At 64.1% G+C, this 19,302-nt stretch carries 17 protein-coding genes; 9 read left to right on the top strand and 8 right to left on the bottom strand.

Annotation, left to right across the window (positions count from 1 at the left end; translation table 11 throughout):
* Position 1: 1 nt before the first annotated feature.
* From EMQ25_RS04775 to EMQ25_RS04785, 3 genes are all read right to left on the bottom strand, one after another.
* Positions 2-1,009 carry an ABC transporter permease gene (locus EMQ25_RS04775; RefSeq protein WP_127187432.1) on the bottom strand — a complete coding sequence of 336 codons (1,008 nt, stop codon included), beginning with the start codon at positions 1,007-1,009 and terminating at the stop codon, positions 2-4.
* Between the two features lie 28 nt (positions 1,010-1,037).
* Positions 1,038-2,594, bottom strand: a complete 1,557-nt coding sequence (locus tag EMQ25_RS04780) for an ABC transporter substrate-binding protein (protein WP_127187433.1) — start codon at positions 2,592-2,594, stop codon at positions 1,038-1,040.
* 88 nt (positions 2,595-2,682) lie between these two features.
* The gene (locus EMQ25_RS04785) at positions 2,683-3,429 is read right to left on the bottom strand and encodes a phosphatase PAP2 family protein (protein ID WP_158625956.1); all 747 of its coding nucleotides are present in this window, start codon (positions 3,427-3,429) and stop codon (positions 2,683-2,685) included.
* A gap of 105 nt (positions 3,430-3,534) precedes the next feature.
* On the opposite strand from EMQ25_RS04785, the gene EMQ25_RS04790 reads away from it, so the two are divergent.
* The 7 genes from EMQ25_RS04790 to rpiA all read left to right on the top strand — a co-directional run bounded on the left by EMQ25_RS04790 (position 3,535) and on the right by rpiA (position 10,626).
* Positions 3,535-4,476 carry a diacylglycerol/lipid kinase family protein gene (locus EMQ25_RS04790; protein ID WP_127187435.1) on the top strand — a complete coding sequence of 314 codons (942 nt, stop codon included), beginning with the start codon at positions 3,535-3,537 and terminating at the stop codon, positions 4,474-4,476.
* Positions 4,473-5,294, top strand: a complete 822-nt coding sequence (locus EMQ25_RS04795; protein ID WP_127187436.1) for a metallophosphoesterase family protein — start codon at positions 4,473-4,475, stop codon at positions 5,292-5,294. Before EMQ25_RS04790 ends, EMQ25_RS04795 begins: the two co-directional genes overlap by 4 nt.
* Before the next feature lie 92 nt (positions 5,295-5,386).
* Entirely contained in the window at positions 5,387-6,850 is a 1,464-nt protein-coding gene (locus tag EMQ25_RS04800) for an NAD-dependent succinate-semialdehyde dehydrogenase (protein WP_127187437.1), read from the top strand.
* Positions 6,847-8,394: a xylulokinase gene (gene xylB, locus EMQ25_RS04805; protein ID WP_244606489.1), complete on the top strand. Its 1,548-nt coding sequence runs from the start codon at positions 6,847-6,849 to the stop codon at positions 8,392-8,394. The genes EMQ25_RS04800 and xylB overlap by 4 nt, the downstream gene beginning before the upstream one ends.
* Positions 8,394-9,068 carry a phosphoglycolate phosphatase gene (gene gph / locus EMQ25_RS04810; RefSeq protein WP_127187438.1) on the top strand — a complete coding sequence of 225 codons (675 nt, stop codon included), beginning with the start codon at positions 8,394-8,396 and terminating at the stop codon, positions 9,066-9,068. Before xylB ends, gph begins: the two co-directional genes overlap by 1 nt.
* Positions 9,069-9,072: 4 nt before the next feature.
* Positions 9,073-9,906, top strand: coding sequence for a MurR/RpiR family transcriptional regulator (locus tag EMQ25_RS04815; RefSeq protein ID WP_127187439.1), 834 nt, complete (start codon positions 9,073-9,075; stop codon positions 9,904-9,906).
* A gap of 15 nt (positions 9,907-9,921) precedes the next feature.
* A complete protein-coding gene (gene rpiA, locus EMQ25_RS04820; protein ID WP_127187440.1) occupies positions 9,922-10,626 on the top strand; it encodes a ribose-5-phosphate isomerase RpiA in 705 nt (234 codons plus the stop codon).
* Between the two features lie 56 nt (positions 10,627-10,682).
* On the opposite strand, the gene EMQ25_RS04825 is transcribed toward rpiA, so the two are convergent.
* From EMQ25_RS04825 to EMQ25_RS04840, 4 genes are read right to left on the bottom strand one after another with little or no spacing between them, the layout of a single operon-like run.
* The gene (locus EMQ25_RS04825) at positions 10,683-11,678 is read right to left on the bottom strand and encodes a TRAP transporter substrate-binding protein (RefSeq protein WP_158625957.1); all 996 of its coding nucleotides are present in this window, start codon (positions 11,676-11,678) and stop codon (positions 10,683-10,685) included.
* Between the two features lie 32 nt (positions 11,679-11,710).
* Entirely contained in the window at positions 11,711-12,988 is a 1,278-nt protein-coding gene (locus EMQ25_RS04830) for a TRAP transporter large permease (RefSeq protein WP_127187442.1), read from the bottom strand.
* Positions 12,985-13,485, bottom strand: a complete 501-nt coding sequence (locus EMQ25_RS04835) for a TRAP transporter small permease (RefSeq protein ID WP_127187443.1) — start codon at positions 13,483-13,485, stop codon at positions 12,985-12,987. The genes EMQ25_RS04830 and EMQ25_RS04835 overlap by 4 nt, the downstream gene beginning before the upstream one ends.
* The gene (locus EMQ25_RS04840; protein WP_127187444.1) at positions 13,482-14,513 is read right to left on the bottom strand and encodes an amidohydrolase family protein; all 1,032 of its coding nucleotides are present in this window, start codon (positions 14,511-14,513) and stop codon (positions 13,482-13,484) included. The genes EMQ25_RS04835 and EMQ25_RS04840 overlap by 4 nt, the downstream gene beginning before the upstream one ends.
* 103 nt (positions 14,514-14,616) lie before the next feature.
* Between EMQ25_RS04840 and EMQ25_RS04845 the strand changes: the two genes are divergently transcribed.
* Together EMQ25_RS04845 and EMQ25_RS04850 are read left to right on the top strand one after the other, a co-directional pair.
* A complete protein-coding gene (locus tag EMQ25_RS04845; RefSeq protein ID WP_127187445.1) occupies positions 14,617-15,531 on the top strand; it encodes a LysR substrate-binding domain-containing protein in 915 nt (304 codons plus the stop codon).
* Between the two features lie 77 nt (positions 15,532-15,608).
* On the top strand, positions 15,609-16,580 hold the full coding sequence (locus tag EMQ25_RS04850) for a sensor domain-containing diguanylate cyclase (protein WP_127187446.1): 972 nt from the start codon (positions 15,609-15,611) through the stop codon (positions 16,578-16,580).
* On the opposite strand, the gene treY is transcribed toward EMQ25_RS04850, so the two are convergent.
* Complete coding sequence (treY, locus tag EMQ25_RS04855; RefSeq protein WP_158625958.1) at positions 16,581-19,295, bottom strand: malto-oligosyltrehalose synthase; 2,715 nt, start codon at positions 19,293-19,295, stop codon at positions 16,581-16,583.
* Positions 19,296-19,302 lie beyond the last annotated feature (7 nt).

Consider the following 19,302-nt stretch of genomic DNA (forward strand, 5'->3'; position numbering starts at 1 on the left):
TTCAGCCGGCCCTCTGCTTGCGGGGGCTGAGCGCGTAGACCAGCATATCGACGATCAGATTGGCGATGAGGAAGACGACGCCGACGACGAACACCACGGCGACGACGGCATGGATGTCGGACTGCGTCACCGCCTTGATCGCGTAGCGTCCGATGCCGGGACGCCCGAAGATCTCCTCGACGAGCACCGTTGCGCCCAGCATCCAGCCGAACTGCATGCCGAAGACGGTGAGGGCAGGGGTGGCGCCATTGGCAAAGACGTGCCGGAACATCACCCGGCCTTCGCCGGCCCCCTTTGCGCGGGCGAGCGTGACGTAGTCCTTGCGAAACTCGTTGATCATCGAGGTGCGGGTGATGCGCACGCCTACCGCGGTAAAGAGCAGCGACAGCGCAAATGCCGGGAGCGCCAGATGCGCAAGGGTGTCGATGAAGACGTTGAGATTGCCCTGCATCAGGCTGTCGAGGAGGTAGAAGCCGGTTGCGCCCGAAAAGTCGCGGTTGGAAAAGCTCAGCCGACCGGCGATCGGCAGGATGCCCCAATTTCCGGCTACGACCTGCTGCAGGATGATCGCGATCCAGAAGACAGGAAGGCCGGCGCCGGCGAGCACGACGAGCCGCACTGCGTCATCGAACTTGGTATGGGCGAACCGCGCCGTCAGCAGCCCCATCGGCATGGATACTGCGAGGTTGATGAGCATGGCGAGGAATACGAGTTCGAGCGAAGGAGGAAGCTCGCGCATGAGGTCTCGGGCAATGGGCTGCTGGGTAAACCAGGATGTCCCCAGATTGCCCTGCAGAATGTTGCCCACGTAAATGCCGAACTGAACGAAGATCGGCTGGTCGAGGCCCATCTGCTGGCGGAGCTCGGCGATTTTTGCGGCCCCGGCATTGGGGCCTGCGGCGATCAGCGCCGGGTCGCCCGCCACCACCTGGCTGAGCAGGAAGGTGACGAACAGGAGGATGAACAGGGACAGGATCGAGAACGCGATCCGCTGCACGACATAACTCATGACCTGTCCCCGCCCGAACCCGCCTCGACTAGTCGAGGCTGATATCCATGTAGTTGAAGGTCTGGTGGTGAGCGGCGTTGTAGACGTAGCCCGAGACGTTCTCGGCCATGGCGACCACTGACCCCGGATTGGACACGGTGATCACGACGTGATCCTCGCCCACGAGGCGCTGCACCTGCCGGTAGAGCTCGGCGCGTTCCTCGGGATCTGACGACGTCGCTGCGGCATTCAGCAATTCGTCTACTTCCGGATTGCTGTACTGGGACCAGTTGTACCCGCCGTTAGCGCCGCTCAGAGCGCTGTTGAACGTCGTGTTCAGCACCGCATGCGGATCGGGGAAAGACGGGAAGTTGTAGAGCATGTTGATGTCAGAGGTCGTCTCGATGCTCGTGACGGTCGCAGCCTGCGCCGGCCAGGTCATGCCCTCCGCCTGCAGGTTGATGCCGATCTGGGAGAGGTTGGACTGCAGCTGCTCGACGGCGCGCTGCTCTTCTTGGATGGCTGGCAGATAGCGCACGAGAAGGTTGGTGCCGGCCCAGCCGTTCTCGTCGACAAGGGCACGGGCGGCTTCGAGATCGAACTCGGCTTCCGTGCCGGGCTCATGTCCGAGCCAGCCGACGGGGAGGGGGCCGTCCGGCAGATTGCCGAACCCCATCAGGACCTGTTCGAGGTGCAATTCGCGATCAAAGGTCATCGCGAGCATGCGACGGAATTCGGGATCGCTGGTCGGGCCTTCGCCCGCGGTGTTGAAGGCAAAGAAGAGCGGGGTGGCGGCAGCGCCGATGTCGACCTTGAAGCCCGGCGTGTCCATGAGCGCGAGCTTGTCCTCGACCGTCAGGTCGGGCGCGATGTGCACCTCGCCGCGCTGCAAGAGGCTGAGTTGGGTCGAGGGCTCCGAGACGTAGCGGAAGACGACTTCCTCGACATGGCTGCCATCCCACCCGCCCCAGTAATCGGGGAAGGCCCGCAGGGTGACCGCTTCGGTGGGGCTGTATCCGGTGATCTGGTAGGGCCCCGAACCGGCGCCGTTGACCGCAAGGAATTGGCGCGCATTGTCTTCACCCATATGCGGTTCGACGAGCGCCTTGTTGACGATATAGATGCGCGACAGAGCGGAGATGAAGGGGCCGAAAGGCTCCGAGAGCCGCAGCACCACCGTCTTCTCATCCACCACTTCGGCGCCGGCGAACGGCCCCATGTCATTGAGCACGTTTGCCGAAGCTGCCTGCAGCCGGTCGAGTGTGAACTTCACGTCCTCGGCGGTCAGCGGCGTTCCGTCATGGAACGTCACGTCCTCGCGCAGGGTGAAGGTGTAGGCGAGGCCATCCTCGGAAATCTCCCAGGCCGTGGCAATGCGCGGGGAGACCTGCGTTTCCCCGGCAGTGAACTGCACCAGCGTGTCATAAGCGCCGATCAGCAGCTGGTTGACCGTGGAGTTGGTGGCATTGGCCGGGTCAAGGTTCTCCGGCGTCTCGTTTTCGGCGATCACCAGCACGCCGCTGGGCTGGGCGAAGGCGGCGCCGGGAAGCAGCACACCTGCGAGGGCAAGGGGGATCAAAGAAACGTAGGTGCGAAACGACCGCATAGGAGACCTCCGTGGATTAGCTCTGTATACGATATGTATTGCAGGCTAACACATGGTCTGGACATGTCAACGGTCGGCTCGAGGGCACCTACCGGGTCGGCCCCACCTCCTTTTCATCGGTCGGAGTCTCTACGGTCCCTCGCCGCTGCATCACGAGAGCGACGGTGCTGCAGAGCAGCGCCCAGGCGGCCCCAAGGCTCCATCCGGCGATGACGTCGCTGGGGTAATGGACGCCGAGATAGAGCCGACTTAGGCCCACGATGAGCGTGATGAAGATCGCTGCGCCAAGGCTGAAATAGCGTAGCCGTCGCGAGGGCGCGAAACGCGCCAGCAGCGCCCCGAGGGTCAGATAAGTCACCGCAGACAGAAGCGCGTGCCCGCTCGGGAAGCTTGCGGTGAACTGTTCTGCGGCATAGGCGATGTCGGGGCGCGGACGATTATAGCCCGCCTTTAATAGATTGCTGAGTAGCGAGCCCCCCAGGACCGAGACCGCCACGAGTATGGCCGCGCCCCGAATCCGCGCCATCCAGAGATAGCCCACGACCCCTATGAAGATTAGGGTCAGCAGTACAAAGCTGCCTAGTGCCGTGATGTCGCGAACCATCTCGGCAAACCAGCCGGTCGCCGCGATGCCGCCTGCAGCGTTGCCCTGGTGGAACATCGCCAGCACCGCGTGATCGAACGCCTCGATCTCACCCTCGTGGACCAGTTCCGCAACGCCCAAAAAGGCCAGAACCAGACCGCCGATAATGGCGACGGCCGCAAGAACCGGCGCTTCGCCCCTGACGAAGCTGCCGAAACGGCGATAGAGTGGATGGTCGAAGAGCTTTTCCACAGTCATTTCCCCGGTGCCAATCCCGATAGACGGGAGCCGCGGGATGAACTTTTGAGGCGTCGCCTCGTTCCATGTCGGGCAAGCCCGCCCCGGAGACGCGCCCGCATGTCGACGCCCCGCTACCACGTCATTCTGAATTCGAGCGCCGGAACGGCAGACGCCACTGGCATTACCGCAGAAGCGCTCGCGGAAATGTTCGCTACGCGTGGCATGGAAGCCGTGATCGATGCCCGCGCTGATCACCCATTTGCCGAACGTATCGCCGAAGCGCTCGCTGGTCCCGCAGAGATTATCGTCGCCGGCGGCGGCGACGGCACCATTACCGGGCTCAGCAATGCGCTCATGGGGACCGAAAAGACCCTCGCCGTCCTCCCCCTCGGAACCGTTAACGCCCTTGCGCGGGATCTCGGCATCCCGCTCGAACTCGAAGCAGCCGTCGATCTCCTCGCGCAGGGCGAGCCGCGCCGGATCGATGTCGGCCTCGTCAACGGCGAGGCCTTCCTGCACAAGGTCGTCGTCGGTGTCATTCCCGGTGTTGCTGCCGGACGCGAACATCTGCGCGGGCGGCGTGATCTCGGTGCGGTGCTCGGCATGCTGCGATACTTCTCTCGGCGCCTTGCCCGTGCACGGCGGCTCGCAGTTGCCATTACCACCGATTCTGGTGATCGGCGGGTCGAGCGCGTCCAGGCTCTTGCCGTCGCCAACAATGCCTATGACGAAGCATTCGGCCGCTTCTTTTCGCGTGAGCGGCTCGATGCCGGGCATCTGACGCTGTACGTGCTCAAGCATCTGACCATGGCGGATGTCGTCAGGCTGACGACCGAGATGTTTCTTGGGCGCTGGCAGGAAGATGAGGCGCTTCAGGTGGAAAAAGTGTCGGGCGTCACGATCGAATCGCGCAAGCCTTCGGTCAGTGTCATGCTCGACGGAGAGGTGCAGATCATGGAAACCCCGCTTGTCTTCACGATGCGCCCGCTCGCGCTTTCCGTGCTGACCCCGCCGCCGCAGGACGCCACCGAAGATCTCGAGGTGAGGGCCGCCTCGTGAAGCTCGTTCATCTTTCCGACCTCCATTTCGGCCGGCATGATCCGAGACTTGCCGAAGGATTGGCGGACGACGTTAATGCCCAAGGCGCAGATCTCATCGTCATCAGCGGGGATTTCACCCAGGTCGGGTCGACGGTCGAGTTCGAGGCGGCCGAAGCATTTCTGAAGACCTTGGATGCGCCGGTTTTCGCGGTTCCAGGCAATCATGACGTACCTGCCGTCAATGTCATCAGGCGCTTCTTTGATCCCTATGGGCTCTACCGTCGCCATATCGCCGATGATCTCGAGCCTTTCCTCGTCATGAAGGGGGTGGCGTTCTCGGGCATGCGAACCGCTCGCCGTGCCCGGCTCGAATGGAACTGGGGCCACGGCACCATATCGCGCAGTCAATTGCGCCGCCTCGAAGAGCGCTTCGAGCAGGCCCCAGAGGGTGCGGTTCGTGTCGTCGTCGCGCACCACCCCTTGCTCTTTCCGACCGAGCCGATGCTGCAGCGCACCAAGCGGGTGAAGCGTGCCGACGAGGCGCTCGCAGCCTTCGCCGAACTCGATGTGAGGCTCGTCCTCTCCGGGCACTTCCATCTTTCATACGTGCGCAAGCACGAGCCGGGGGTCGCAGAGGGCGCGCCGACGGGCGTGCGCGCGGCGGCATCGGCCCCCATTCTCGTTGCACAGGCCTCGTCCACCATTTCGACCCGTCTCCGCGGCGAGCCCAACGCCTATAATCTCATCGACATAGCCAACGAGCAGATCGGCATCACCGTGCGTGAATGGCGCGAGGACCGCTGGGTAACGCGCGAGAAGGCCAGCGAGCCACTGTAGGAAAACTCCGCCAAATTGCGCGGATAATCCTGAAGAAGCTTGCCACTGCGTAGTTCAGCTATATCTTCCACGCGGGTCGGGGAGGATGAAAGATGACGAACGCCTTCGAGGGCGCCATGTATCTCGCGGGACGCTGGGAACGCGGGCAGGGGCCGGACATCCGTGTTGAAAACCCGGCGACCGCTGAAACGATCGGCACGATCAGCGAAGCCTCCACCAGCCAGATCGCAGAGGCGCTCGCCGCCGCCCGCACTGCCTTTCCAGTCTGGGCGAATTTGCCGGCACCGGTTCGCGCCCAGCACCTCAAGCGCATCGGGGCGATACTCTCCCAGCGCGCGGTTGAGATCGCGACCATCATGACGATGGAGCAGGGCAAGCCGCTGAACGAAGCGCGCGGCGAGATCGAAAAGCTCGCGCAGACTTTCGTTTTTTATGCAGAGGAGGCCGTGCGCGTTCACGGGGAGATCATCCCCAACGACACGGAGGACTTTCAGAGCTTCGTCTTTCGCGAACCCATCGGGGTGGTCGCCGCCATTTCGCCCTGGAATTATCCGGCTGAACTCATCGGCTGGAAACTCGCCGCTGCACTCGCGGCCGGATGCACGGTCGTCGTGAAGCCGCCCGAATTGACCCCATTCACCGCCCTCGCCATCGCGCGAGCGGTCGAGGAGGGCGGGGTGCCTCCGGGGGTCGTCAGCGTATTGACCGGCTCGGGAGAGACGGTCGGTCAGGCTCTGGTGGAAAGCCCGCTTGTCGACAAAATCGCATTTACCGGCTCGAACCGCGTGGGGCTTGCCATCCAGAAGAGCGCGACGACGATCAAGCGGCTCTCGCTCGAACTGGGCGGCAACTGCCCGATGATCGTAACGGCTTCAGCCGATATGGACGCGGCGGTGAAAGGGGCGGCGCGGCGCTCCTTCCGCAACATGGGCCAGATCTGTATCGCGGTGAACCGGATCTACGTTGCGCGTCCCATGTATGAGGAATTCGTCACACGCCTCGGCGCTGCCGCCGATGCGCTCGTAATCGACAACGGCCTCGACAATCCTGCTGCTGATCTCGGTGCCATGGCCTCGGGCGCACCGCTAGAAAAAACCAAGCGCCATCTGGCCGATGCGCTCGGCAAGGGGGCTCGGCTCGTTGCCGGCGGCAGCGCACCACAGGGCGAGAAGTTCGCCCGTGGGCACTTCTTCCGCCCGACCGTGCTCGCCGACTGCACGCACGAAATGCAGGTCATGACGGAGGAGACCTTCGGTCCGCTCGTCGGCGTTGCTCCGTTCGATACGCTTGCGGACGCGGTTGCCCTCGCAAATGACAGCCCCTTTGGGCTGGCCGCCTATGCCTACACCAAGCTGATGGACGAGATGCGCCACCTCTCGCGACGCCTCGACTTCGGCTCGGTCGCGATCAACACTGTGGATGCCGGAATCATCAACGCGCCCTATGGCGGGCGCAAGCAGTCCGGCATCGGCTACGAGCATGGTCGGGAGGGCATGTTCGAATACTTCAATCTCAAGCACGTTCGGGTCCGCTACGACCTGCCGGAGGGGGCATGATGGCAAGAACCGCGCTACTGGGCGTCGATATCGGCACGTCGAGCTGTAAGGCGCTGCTGCTGGACGCAGAGGGGACAGTGCTGGCGAGCGAGACCGTGGCCTATCCGGTCTCGACGCCGCGGCCCTTCTGGTCCGAGCAGGATCCGCAGAGCTGGATCGAGGGCGCGCGAAAGGCCATCGCCGGGCTCCGTGCGAAAGCCCCGGGCATCGAGATCCTCGCCATCGGCCTTTCTGGCCAGATGCATGGGCTGACCCCGCTGGATGACGCGCTCGAGGTCATTCGGCCTGCCATACTCTGGAACGACCAGCGCAACGCTGCCGAATGCGCCGAGATCACCGCCGCGATCGGTGGCGAGGCAGCGATGCTCGCGGCCACCAACAACCGGATGCTGATCGGCTATACAGGTGGCAAGATCGCGTGGATGCGTGCGCATGAACCGGAAAATTTCGCGCGCCTGCGCCACTGCCTCAATCCCAAGGACTATCTGCGCTACCGCATGACGGGAACGCTCGCGACCGAGGTGTCCGACGCTTCCGGCACCGGCATGTTCGATGTCGCCGCGCGCAAATGGTCAGACGCGGTGATCGAGGCGGTCGGGATCGACCGTGCGGCACTGCCCGATTGCGCGGAATCCCACATCGTAACCGGACACGTCGGTGCAGAGGCCGCGGCACTCTTCGGCCTTGCGGAGGGTATTCCGGTCGTCGGGGGCGGCGGCGACGCGGTCGTGCAGACGCTGGGCTCCGGCGTGATCGACCCCGGGGATCTGCAAACCACAATCGGCACGGCCGGCATCCTCGCCTCCTCTCTGGATCGGGCGGCGCCCAATCCGGAAGGTCGCCTGCAGGTCTTCTGCAACGTGGCGCCCGACAGGTGGCACTGCATGGGTGTGTCCCTCAATGCGGGCGGAGCTCTGAGCTGGTTCCGCACCCTGGCGGCAAACCTCGGTCATGCAGAGGGCGGTGCAGCAGAGCTCGATTTCGCAGCGCTCGTTGAGAAGGCTGCACGCAGCCCGGCCGGTGCGCGCGGCCTTCTTTTCCTCCCTTATCTGAATGGCGAGCGGTGCCCGCACCCGGACCCGGAGGCGAGGGGCGGGTTCGTCGGCCTCACCTGGCGGCACCGGGACGCGGACCTCGTTCGCGCGCTTCTCGAAGGTGTCGTGCTCTCGCTGCGCGACATCCACGCGCTGATGGAGCAGATGGGCATCGCCCGCAATCGCATTCGCGCTTCAGGCGGCGGTGCACGTTCGGCGCTCTGGCGGCAGATACAGGCTGACATGTTCGGCTGCGAAGTCGCGACGACAGAAGGCGCTTCGGAGGGCGGCGCCTATGGCGCAGCGCTGGTAGCCGGCATCGGCATCGGCGTCTGGCCTGACGCCGCATCCGCGGCTGCCGTCTGCCGCCCTGCAACGCGGGATCTGCCCGATCCTTCGCTCCTGCCCGTCTACGACAAGCTTTTCGGGCTCTATCAGGGTCTCTATCCCGCACTCGAGACGACCTTTGCGGGACTTTCCGATCCCATTTTCGACCAGCCGGAGGCCTGATGCCCCAGTCGCCCATCGCCGCCATCATCTTCGATCTTGACGGGACGCTCATCGACAGCGCGCCCGACATCGCGGCGGCCGTCAACGCCCACTTCGCAGCATCTGGCTGGCCGAGCCTCACGACCGAATACGTCGCGGGCTTCATCGGCAAGGGTCCGCGACGCCTCCTTCTCGATATTCTCGTCGATCAGGGCCTGCCCCATGATGAGGAGACGGTATCGACGGCGGTCGCAGCCTATCTCGACAACTACGGCAGGGATCCCGCGAGCCGAACCGAGTTCTTCGCCCACGTCCGCGACGATCTCGAGGCGCTGATCGCGGCGGGGTATCGGCTCGGGATCTGCACCAACAAGCCCCACGGCCTTACCGGCGAGATCCTGGAAATTCTCGATATCGGGCGTTTCTTCGAAAGTGCAATCGGGGGCGATGCCGTTCCCGTCAGCAAGCCCGATCCGGGTCACCTCCTCGCCGTCGTGGACGAAATGGAACTCAACCCGGACGCCATCGCCTATGTGGGCGACAGCACGGTCGACCTCGAGACTGCCGAGCGCGCGGGGATTGCGTTTTATGCCGTGAGCTGGGGCACGGGGGCCGCGCTCCCGGTGAACGATGCACAACGCCTCGGGCGGCTCGCCGATCTCATCGAGCGCCTTGCCGTGCCGAGCCCGGCCTGATCCGATGACGCCCCTTCTCAGGCGGATCCGCGACGCTGCGCCGGCCCTGGGGCAGGCCGAGCGTCGGGTCGCCGATTGCGTGCAGGAGCGGCCGGACGAGATCATCCATATGAGCATGGGCATGCTCGCCGCGCGCTGCAGGGTGAGCGACCCCACCATCGTCCGCTTCTGCCGTCGGCTGGGTTTCGAGGGCTATCAGGATTTCAAGGTCCATCTGGCCCAGTCGATCGTCCCGGCGGCCCCTTTCGCCTATGAGCCGGTCCTGGCGAGCGACCCGGTCGACGCAATCATCGGCAAGACGGGGCGCAATGCGCTGGGGGCAATCCAGCGCGCGCTCGAGGAAATCGTCCCGGACGACATCGACGCGGCGGCCTCTGCCCTCGCATCTGCAAACTGGACGGCGATCTTTGCCACCGGCATGTCCGAGCTCACAGCATTTGATGCACAGCACAAGCTGCAGAGGCTTGGCCTGCGCTGCCTCGCCATGACCGCCCAGGCGGGCAGGGTCCCGGCCAGCCTGCCCGGCAAAGGCGAGATCGGCCTCTTCTTTTCGCAATCGGGCGCAACCCGCCAGCTCGTGACAGTCGCTTCGTCCGTAAGGGCGCGGGGAGGGACGGTGCTCTCGGTCACCGCGGCGGGAAGCCCCCTGGCGAGCGCAAGCAACCAAGTCATTGCGCTGACCCCCTTCGAGCACACCGAACTCCTCACCCCTCTGTCATCGCGCACGGCACATCAGCTCGTGGTCAACATGCTGGTGTCCGCGATCGCGGCCCGCACGGGCCACCCCTTTCCAGATCAGCTTCCGGCGCTAGATGCCTGGGCGACCGAGAAACTCTAGAGGAGACTTTGCGAGATGAGCGCTCAGGACGAGGCCAAGAAGACGGCCGGACGGCTGGTGATCAACGATTTCATCGAGGATGGCATGGTGCTGGGCCTGGGCTCCGGCACAACCTCGCATTTCTTCGTCCGCGAGCTCGGGCTTCGAGTTGCGCAAGGCTTGAGGGTGACCTGCACGACGACATCCCGAAGCACGACCGCCGTCGCCGAGGAAGTCGGCATTGCGGTGACCGACATCGACCAGATTGACAGGATCGACCTCACCATCGACGGCCCGGACGAAATCGACAGGCAGTTCCGGATGATCAAGGGGGGTGGGGCGTGCCTGCTCTGGGAGAAGATCGTCGCGCATGCGTCGAGCCGAATGATCACGATCTGCGATGAGACCAAGATCGTTGATCGCCTCGGACGGTTTCCGCTGCCCGTGGAGGTCGTTCAGTTCGGGTGGACGCACAGCGTGCGCGCCATCGAGGAGATCCTCGGCAGCCATGGGGTGCCGACCATCCGGACCAGCCGCCGCATGCGTGACGGACGCCCCGTCATTACCGATAGCGGGCACTTCATCATCGATTGCCATTGCGAGGCGATCGGCGATCCCGAAGGCCTCGAGATCGCGCTCAATCAGATCCCGGGCGTCGTCGAGAACGGGCTCTTCACCCGCGAAAGCGCCGGCATGGTGGTGGGGCGCCTCGATGGCACGGGATATGTGAAGATGCGCTGAAGGCGTCGGTCAGGTGGAGGTGCGGGGCGGCCGAAGCCGCCCCGTCGCGTGAGCTCTCAGAGGCCCTGGATTGCGGTGACGAAGTCGCGGGCTTCGTCTCCATACTGCTGGTAGAAGACGTCGTAGGCGGGCGCCGTCGCCTCGAGGAATGCGTCCTTGTCGGGTTCGCTCACTTCCATGCCCTCGTCGCGCAGCATCTGGAGCAGTTCGCCGTCGCGTTCGGCCATGTAGTAGAGCTGCCATTCGCCGGCCTCGTCCGCCGCGGCCAGCAGAGCCTCCTGAGCATCTGCGGGCAGTCCCTGGAAGAAAGCTTCCGACACAACGACATAGGCCGAGTTGTAGATGTGCCCGGTCAGCGCAAGGTGCGCCTGCGCCTCGTAGAGCTTGCCGTCATGGATGTTCTGAAGCGGATTCTCCTGCCCGTCGACGACCCCCTGCCGCAAGGCCGCATAGAGTTCGGAGAACGGCATCGGGGTCGGCTGTGCTCCGAGAGCGCGGAAGGTCTCGATCTGCGCCTGGTTTTCCGGTGTGCGGATCTTGAGCCCGTTGACGTCGCCCGGTGCGTTGATTGGGCGAACGCTGTTGGTGATGTTGCGGAACCCGTTCTCGAGGAAGCCGACGAGCCGCAGGCCCTTCGAGGGGAGGTCGGCGACGAGATTGGTCACCGGCTCGCTGTGCTGGGCGGCGAGCACATGGTCGCGGTCTCGGAACAGGAAGGGCAGTTCCATCAGAGCGAGCTTGGGCTCATAGATGCCGAGCACGCCCGTCACCGTCATTTCGAGACCGCCAAACGTCAGCTGCTCCTGCATCTCGCGCTCGGACCCGAGCTGGGCATTGGCAAAGATGCTGACGTCGAACGTGCCGGGCGCCTTCTCTTCAAGGAGCTCTGCGAACTTCTCGAGCGCGAGGTGGAAGCTGTGCTGCTCGGAGTGGCCATGGCCGATCTTGAGCTCGGTGGCCGCCAGAGCCGCAACGCTGCTGCAGGCGAGCAAGGCAGCAGCGAGCGTCACACGCAGGCCACCTCCAAAAGCGGTCTTCAGGGTCGTCGTCATGATCATATCCTCCTCATGTTCATGATCCGGTTTCAGGGAAAGAGCAGCCGCGGCAGGAACATCACCACCTCAGGCACGTAGGTGACGACAAGCAGCGCGGCAAAGAGCGGGACGAGAAACGGCAGGATGGCGCGCATCATCTTCTCGATGGGTATGCCCGCCACATGTGCCGTTACGAAAAGCGACATGCCGACCGGCGGCGTTGCCACCCCGATCATCAGGTTGAGCACGATGATGATGCCGAAATGGAGCGGATCGACGCCCACCGACACGGCGAGCGGCAGCAGGATCGGCGTCATGATGATGAGCACCGCGCCGGCCTCGATGAGGCAGCCGAGGACCAGTAGGCAGAGATTGATGATCAGCAGGACGATGATCGGATTGTCAGTCAGGCCCCTCACGCCCTCGACGAACGCACTGCCGGCCTGGCTCACCGCGAGGATCCAGGAAAACGCGGAAACGTTCGAGATGATGAAGGTGACGATGGCCGTGGTGATCATCGTTTCGATGAAGATCTTCGGCAGGTCGCGCAGCCTGATCGTCCGGTAGACGACGAGGCTGATGACGAGCGCGTAGAGCGCAGCCACCGCGCCTGCTTCGGTCGGGGTGAAGACGCCCCCGATCAGTCCCACCAGAATGATGGCGGGCGTTGCCAGCGACAGACCCGCGCGCCCCAGTGCCGAAAACCGCTCGCGATAATTGGCCCGTGGCTCGCGGGGAAACCTTCCGCCGCGCCCCATCCAGACAATCATCATGCTCAGGGAAAGCGCCAGCAGCAGGCCCGGCACGAGCCCCGCAACGAAGAGCTGTCCGACCGAGACCTGCGCGATCGCGCCATAGATGACGAGCGGGATCGAGGGCGGGATGATCGGTCCGATGACCGATGAAGCCGCTGTGATGCCGGCAGAAAAGCCGACATCATACCCCTGGTCGCGCATAGCCTTGATCTCGACCGCGCCAAGCCCGGCGGCATCGGCCACGGCCGACCCCGACATGCCGGCAAACAGCACGCTCGCCCCGACATTCGCATGGGCGAGGCCGCCATTGCGATGGCCGAGGCACTTCCGGACGAAGGTGAAGATGCGCTCAGTGATGCCGCCCGAATTCATCAGATTGCCTGTGAGCACGAAGAGCGGGATGGCAACGAGGGTGAAATTGTCGATCCCCGTGACCATCTTCTGGAACATCAGCTCGGGCGGAAACGAGCCGAAAAAGACGAGCCCGAGCGCCACCGCGATCCCCGTGGCAATCGCAATCGGCACGCTCAGCATGCTGAGAACTGCGAAGATGACGAGCACCGCCACGATCATGACAGGTGCTCCTCGACCGGGTTGAAGTCCGGCGCCGGCTCGAAAAGCTGCACAAGCCCGTGCAGGACGATCAGCACCCCGCTGACCGGGAGCGCCGCATAGAGCCAGGCCTGCGACACCTGCATCGCGGGGAGGAAAGTCGGCATCATCCGCATGGTCAGCGAATAGCCGTACCAGGTCATGGTGAGCCCGAAGGCAATGATGACGAGGCAGACGAAGCGGTGGATGACGAGCCGTCCCATGGGCGGCAGCATCGAAACGCCGACCACGATCCTGATATGTCCGCCGCGCGCCACGACTGCCGCAGCGGCGAGAAATGCGGACCAGCAGAATGCGATCCGCGTCATCTCCACGCCCGTCACGATGGAGATATCGAACACGTAGCGCGAGAAGACCGAAACGATCAGAAGGCCGGTGAAGAACATTGCGAGGAGCCCGGCCGCCCACTCCGTGGCCGTATTCACCAACCCCGCGACGCGTTTCAGGGCGCCGATCATGCAGCCGCTCGTGCGAGGCTGGCTATGCGCAGGTCCGCGGCAATGACGAGGTCGGCGAGATTGCGGCCCATGAAGCCGGCGATCATCTCGTCGTCGAAAAGGTTCGGCCGTGCATCGAGCCGCGGGTCTCCATAATGGGCGCCATCCTTCAGCGCGGCAAAGAGCGCCCGGAAGGCGCCGAAATGATAGACCGCATCGCAATAGGGGGCGTCGCTGCCCACAGCGAGATTGCCGCTCCACGGGGCACCCGCTTCAGCATAGCTGAGCAAGGCACTCTCGATATGGGCGTCGCGAATGGCGCTCAGGACATAGAAGACGTTGCTCTGTTCGAGCCCCATCTGTCGTGCGCCTTGATAGATCGGTTCGGCTTCCACGAAATTACCGCCGCCACCGCCCATATGCACCCCGATGACGGGATGGTCGGGATGCCGCTGCGCCACGCGCCGCAGACCTTCGGGAGGCGTGAAAGGGGTGTCGGAGCCAAAATGGAAGGCCGGCACCGCCCCGAGCGCGACGATCCTGTCGAGGACGAGCCCCACCATTTCGTCATCGATCGGGTAGGAATTCTGCGCCGGGTTCATCTTGACGATGGGCATGCCGAACTCCCGTACGCATTTCTCGGCCATGGCGATCGCGCCTTCGACGCCGAGCGCCTTGGGATCGGTCCAGCCCGCCGGGATCACACGCTCCGGATGCGCGTGGGCGAGCTCGGCGATGCGGGCATTTGCGCCGGCGAGGCGCTCGAAGTTTTCAGCCCGATCCTCGACATAGGGCAGGGCGGCCGGGTTCTGCCAGCAGAGCGACATGTCCACCCCGGCCATTGCCATTCGATGCAGCAGGCGGTCGGCAAGCAGCGGGCGACCATGGAAGTAGTTGGGATCTGTCGTCACCTGCTCAGCCATCGCCGGTGGCAGGGCTTCGAACTGGGTCGGATGCACGTCCCCGTCGATCACGAGCGTGTCGCGATGGCGCTGCATATGGGCGAGGCGCGTCTGCACGAGCGCCATCGCCTTCGCGTCGAAGGTCATTCCGCCATCTCCTCCCTCAAGTCACGGCAACTCGATCATGGCGCTTGAATTAAAAGACGGCAATTGATTAATCTGCACAAGACGACTGAAATGGATTCATCAATTGTCCCGTCACCTTCCTCCGCTGCGCGCGCTCCAGGCCTTCGAGGCTGTCGCGCGCACACGCAGTGTCACCGCGGCGGCAGGCGAGTTGTCGATCACCCCTTCGGCCGTCAGCCACCGGCTGCGCAATCTCGAGGCGCATCTGGGCATCAGCCTCTTCCATCGCGCACAGCGGCGCATGACACTGAGCGATGCTGGCCGCGACTATCTGCAGTCGATCGAAAGTGCCTTCGATCGCATCGAGCGGGCAAGCCAGCGGCTTGCTGGCGGCATGGCGAGCGACGTCCTGACCGTCCACTGTCCACCGAGCTTCGCGCCCGCATGGCTCGTCCCTCGTATCGGCCGGTTTCTGGCGCCACATCCCGAGATCGACCTGCGCATCCATGCCTCGCCGACGCCCGTCGATTTCTTTCGTACAGATACCGACGTGGAGATCCGATCAGGCAATTCGGACTGGGCGGGGCTGGTCGTCACCCCGCTGATGGCCGACACGCTGACGCCCCTCTGTCCGCCTGCCTTGAGGGATGCCCTGGGGCCCGATCTTCGCCCTGAGGACCTGCTGCGGGCCCCTCTCATCTTTTCGGAGCGTGCGCCTCTTGAATGGGAGCAATGGTTCCGCGCGCGAGGCGTTCGCTCACAACCTCAGCGCGGTCTGCGCTTCGACCGTGGTTACCTTGCCCTGCAGGCGGCGGCATCGGGGCTGGGCATCGCGCTCGAAAGCCTCGTGTTCGCTGGACAATATCTTGAGAGCGGGGCGCTCGTTCGGCTCTTCCCGCGGGAGACCGGCGACACGATCGCCGGCGCCCACACCCTCGTCTATCCGCCCGTCTATGGAGAAATCCAGAAGGTCCGGCTTTTTCGGGACTGGATCCTGCGCGAATGTGCCGAAGGGGAAGAACCGGCACCACGTCGTTAGCGGGCAATCGCGAAGCAATCTTCACCACTGCTTAGCGCATCGGGTCTAAAGTCCCAACAAGTCCCGAGGAGGCCGGAATGGCAGGTGCTTTGCGCAATGCCGATCTTGCAGTCGCCGTCATCGATGCCCTGACATCCCAGATCTGCGTGCTGGACTCCGAGGGGTTCATCGTGGCGGTCAATGCCGCATGGCGGGATTTCGGTCGATCGAACGGTCGCGACACCGCGCGTTCCGATATCGGGGTCAACTATCTCGAACTCTGCAGCGTTGCCGCCCATGCGGGAGAGGGGCACGCTGAGGACGTCCATGACGGCATCGCCGCTGTGCTCGCGGGCGAGATCGACCTCTACACATGCGAATATGAATGCACCGGCGACGGCGATCCGCGCTGGAGCTTCCTGCGCGTCAGCCCGCTCCGTCGACCCTGGGGTCGCAAGGGCGGGCGCGGCATTTATGGCGCCGTCGTCTCGCATGCGGATGTGACCGAGCGCAAACACCTCGAGATCGAACTCGACAGGCTCGCCTATACCGATCAGCTGACGGGCCTGCCGAACCGACGGGCATTGATCGACCGCGCGACTGAAACCTTGGCGGCGACCCGCGCCGGCAGTCGAGCCAGCTTTCTGCTCATCGACGCGGATCACTTCAAGGAGGTGAACGACACCCACGGGCATGCCGGGGGAGATCGCGCGCTGGTCGCGATCGGTGCCGCATGCCGATCGGTGTTGCGCGAGAACGATCTCATCGCCCGGCTCGGCGGCGAGGAGTTTGCGGTCATCCTCCCCGGGACGGATGCCTGGGGCGCCGTCATGACGGCGGAGCGCCTGCGCGCGGCCATGGGTCAGGTTGCCATAGAGGGCGCCGAAACGCGTTTTTCGGTTTCAATCAGCGTGGGCGTGACGGAGTTCCTGGCGGATGACCGTTCGGTCGATGACGTCATGGCGCGGGCAGACCGCGGTCTTTACCGGGCAAAGGGGGACGGCCGAGACTGCGTCCGGCTCGCGCCGGTGCACGAAAAGGAAACTCTCGACCTGCCTCGTATTGCCTGACTATCGGTAGAGGAAGACGCCAACCGGCAGGCCGCTCAGCATGCTACCGACGTCCAGCCGATCCGATTCCGGCTCTGGCACGTTGTCACCGAGAATCGAGGTGCATCGACCGCTCGGCAGTTCCGGGAGGACGAGGCTTGCCAAAACTTCACCCCGCCACGGCCAGAGAGAGGTGAGGACGAGCATCGTCACACCATCCACCTGGCGAGTGAAGGCCAGCACCCGGCCCGCGTCTGCTCCCGTGACTTTTATCGGCAGATAGTCGCCGCGTGAAAAGAGCTCCGGAAACTCTGCCCGGAGGGCCAGAAGACGGTGAATGAGCGTCAGCTTGGGCAGCCCGTCCTGCCAGTCGAGCAGATCGATCGGCCCCTGGGCGCCTGCCGCTTCGGCCAGCATGGAGTGCCGTCTCTCATAATCGACACTCCGCCGGTTGTCCGGATCCACCATGCTCTGCTCCCAGAGTTCGGCGCCCTGGTAGATGTCAGGCACACCTGGCACGGTAAGCTTCAGCGTCGTCTCGATGAGGGCGTTCGCAAGACCTTCGCATCCGATCCTCGCGGAAAATGTCCGGAACTCCTCGAGGAAGTCCGCACACTCCGATGTGAATATGCGGCGGATCAACTCGCCGATCGCGCCCTCATAGGCCTCGTCGGGCGCACTCCAGCGCGTCCGCAGGCGGGCTTCGCGCAGCGACTTCACCATCGCGCCTTCAAGGCGCTCGGCGAAGCGGTCGGTCTCATTGGATGAAAGCGGACCCTCGAGCGGCCATTCAGCAGGCCAGGCACCAAGCAGCATCTGCATCATCAGCCAGAAATCATCGGCAGCAATCTCGGGCGTTTCGCCGCCGTCGAGCATTTCCCGCCAACGCGCCACGTGTGCCGCCCATTCGTCGGCCCGGCCCGAAAGGGTTAGAATGCGAAGGCGGGTGTCCTCACCGCGCTTGCTGTCATGGCTTGATGTCGTGATCATGCCCTGTGGCATGGTCCGCGCGCGCATCCGGTTGAAGTCGTGAAAACTCTCGATGCCGGCGTGGAAGCGATCGGGCGGAGAGCCCACATCGTTGAGCGCGATCAGCCGGTTGTAGCGATAGAGGGCGGTGTCCTCGAGGCCCTTGGCCATGACCGGACCGCTGACCTGCTGGATGCGCATCGCGGCCTCGATCACCTCGTCGCCCGGATGCTCGTCTTCGCCCAGTGGGTCAGCCGACATCACCTTGCAGACGAAATCGAGGTAATGCTCTTCCAGCGTCGGTTCACTGCGACGCGCGCGTGCGATAGCAACCCCGATATTCCGGCGATCGGGCGCAGTGGCGCCGTTGGCGTCGACATAGCTGCGATAAACCGGCATTTCCGCCAGTACCGCCCTCAGTGTTTCCCGCAGCCGATTGGCCGTGAGGTCGACGGTTTCGGGACGCGCCATCGCGATTTGCCGTAGCCGGCCGGTCAGTGCGTTGAGCTCGGCCGCCATTTCGGCGTCCAGCATGGTGAGCTTGGCGGCGCGCTCGATGGCCTCGAACGGCTCATGGTCGCCGATGAACGAGCGGTAGGCCGGATCCATCGGCGCTTCGCCTTCGGGATCTGCAAGTAGCAGGTTTACCCGAGTTGCAAACTCATACCCGGTCGTACCGTCCACGTTCCAGTCCTGGCGCAGGGCTTCGTGCGGCGCGAGGATCTTCTCAACGACGAGATAAATCGGCCGCGGGCATTTCGCCCGCAGGGCCTCGCAATACCCCTTGGGGTCGATCAGCCCGTCAATGTGGTCGATCCGCAACCCTTGCACGAGACCCTTCTCGACGAGTTCGAAGATCAGCCGGTGCACATGATCGAAGACAATTTCCCGCTCGACGCGGACGCCGGCGAGGTCACTGACAATGAAGAAGCGGCGATAATTGATGTCGTCAGCTGCGACCGAATAATGCGCCAGCCGCCAGTTCTGCTGGCCGATGAGCTGGTCGAAAGCGGCATGGTCGCCGTCGGGACCATGAAATCGGGCAAGCCTTTCCTCCACGGCCAGAATGACAGCTTCGTCCTCGGCGCTCAGCGCGGCAAGCTCGGCTTTCAGCGCCTCTCCGGCGTCACGGGCATCCGCCGCCATCGGGTCGAGCGCCAGGAAGCGCTGGGCCAGAAGCCCGAGGGCACCGTCGGCACCATCGAGCAGGAGGCCATAGGTCTTCGGCGCCAGCGGCAACCGGTGAGCGTCATCCGACCAGACCGACAGCGTACCGTCTTCGGGTTCGAAGCGTACGACGAGTGCACCGGCGGAAAGAGCTTCCCCATAGGTCTGTCCGAGAAATGGGACCAGCACCTTGTCGTGCAGCATCGTCTCGGGCGGCGTCCAGTCGATGTCGAACCAGTCCGCGTAGAGGCTGTGACGTCCCCATTCGAGGACGTCCAGCCAAAGCGCATTGTCGGCGCCGCCCACCCCCATATGGTTCGGCACGATATCCAGGATGATGCCGATGCCCCGCTCGGCGAAGCGTTCTGCCATCGCCTCGAAGTCTTCACGGGTGCCGAGTTCGGGGTCGAGCATGTCGTGATCGACGGTGTCATAGCCATGGGTACTTCCCGGCCGGGACTTCAGCACTGGCGAGAGGTAAGCGTGGCTGACGCCCAGTTCGGCGAGATAGGGCGCGAGCCGCGCCGCGTCGTTGAAGGTGAAAGCCTTGTTCAGCTGTAGGCGGTAGGTGGCGCGGGGCGGGTTCGACGGTGCGGACAAAAAGGCT

Origin of the sequence: Arsenicitalea aurantiaca, from assembly GCF_003994485.1 — a bacterium.
GTDB lineage: Bacteria > Pseudomonadota > Alphaproteobacteria > Rhizobiales > Devosiaceae > Arsenicitalea > Arsenicitalea aurantiaca.

What these genes read in the sequence shown, in the direction of transcription:
- EMQ25_RS04775 (WP_127187432.1), bottom strand. Translation starts at nt 1,009, where the DNA reads ATGAGTTATGTCGTGCAGCGGATCGCGTTCTCGATCCTGTCCCTGTTC.
- EMQ25_RS04780 (WP_127187433.1), bottom strand. Translation starts at nt 2,594, where the DNA reads ATGCGGTCGTTTCGCACCTACGTTTCTTTGATCCCCCTTGCCCTCGCA.
- EMQ25_RS04790 (WP_127187435.1), top strand. Translation starts at nt 3,535, where the DNA reads ATGTCGACGCCCCGCTACCACGTCATTCTGAATTCGAGCGCCGGAACG.
- EMQ25_RS04800 (WP_127187437.1), top strand. Translation starts at nt 5,387, where the DNA reads ATGACGAACGCCTTCGAGGGCGCCATGTATCTCGCGGGACGCTGGGAA.
- xylB (WP_244606489.1), top strand. Translation starts at nt 6,847, where the DNA reads ATGATGGCAAGAACCGCGCTACTGGGCGTCGATATCGGCACGTCGAGC.
- gph (WP_127187438.1), top strand. Translation starts at nt 8,394, where the DNA reads ATGCCCCAGTCGCCCATCGCCGCCATCATCTTCGATCTTGACGGGACG.
- EMQ25_RS04815 (WP_127187439.1), top strand. Translation starts at nt 9,073, where the DNA reads ATGACGCCCCTTCTCAGGCGGATCCGCGACGCTGCGCCGGCCCTGGGG.
- rpiA (WP_127187440.1), top strand. Translation starts at nt 9,922, where the DNA reads ATGAGCGCTCAGGACGAGGCCAAGAAGACGGCCGGACGGCTGGTGATC.
- EMQ25_RS04825 (WP_158625957.1), bottom strand. Translation starts at nt 11,678, where the DNA reads ATGACGACGACCCTGAAGACCGCTTTTGGAGGTGGCCTGCGTGTGACG.
- EMQ25_RS04830 (WP_127187442.1), bottom strand. Translation starts at nt 12,988, where the DNA reads ATGATCGTGGCGGTGCTCGTCATCTTCGCAGTTCTCAGCATGCTGAGC.
- EMQ25_RS04835 (WP_127187443.1), bottom strand. Translation starts at nt 13,485, where the DNA reads ATGATCGGCGCCCTGAAACGCGTCGCGGGGTTGGTGAATACGGCCACG.
- EMQ25_RS04840 (WP_127187444.1), bottom strand. Translation starts at nt 14,513, where the DNA reads ATGACCTTCGACGCGAAGGCGATGGCGCTCGTGCAGACGCGCCTCGCC.
- EMQ25_RS04850 (WP_127187446.1), top strand. Translation starts at nt 15,609, where the DNA reads ATGGCAGGTGCTTTGCGCAATGCCGATCTTGCAGTCGCCGTCATCGAT.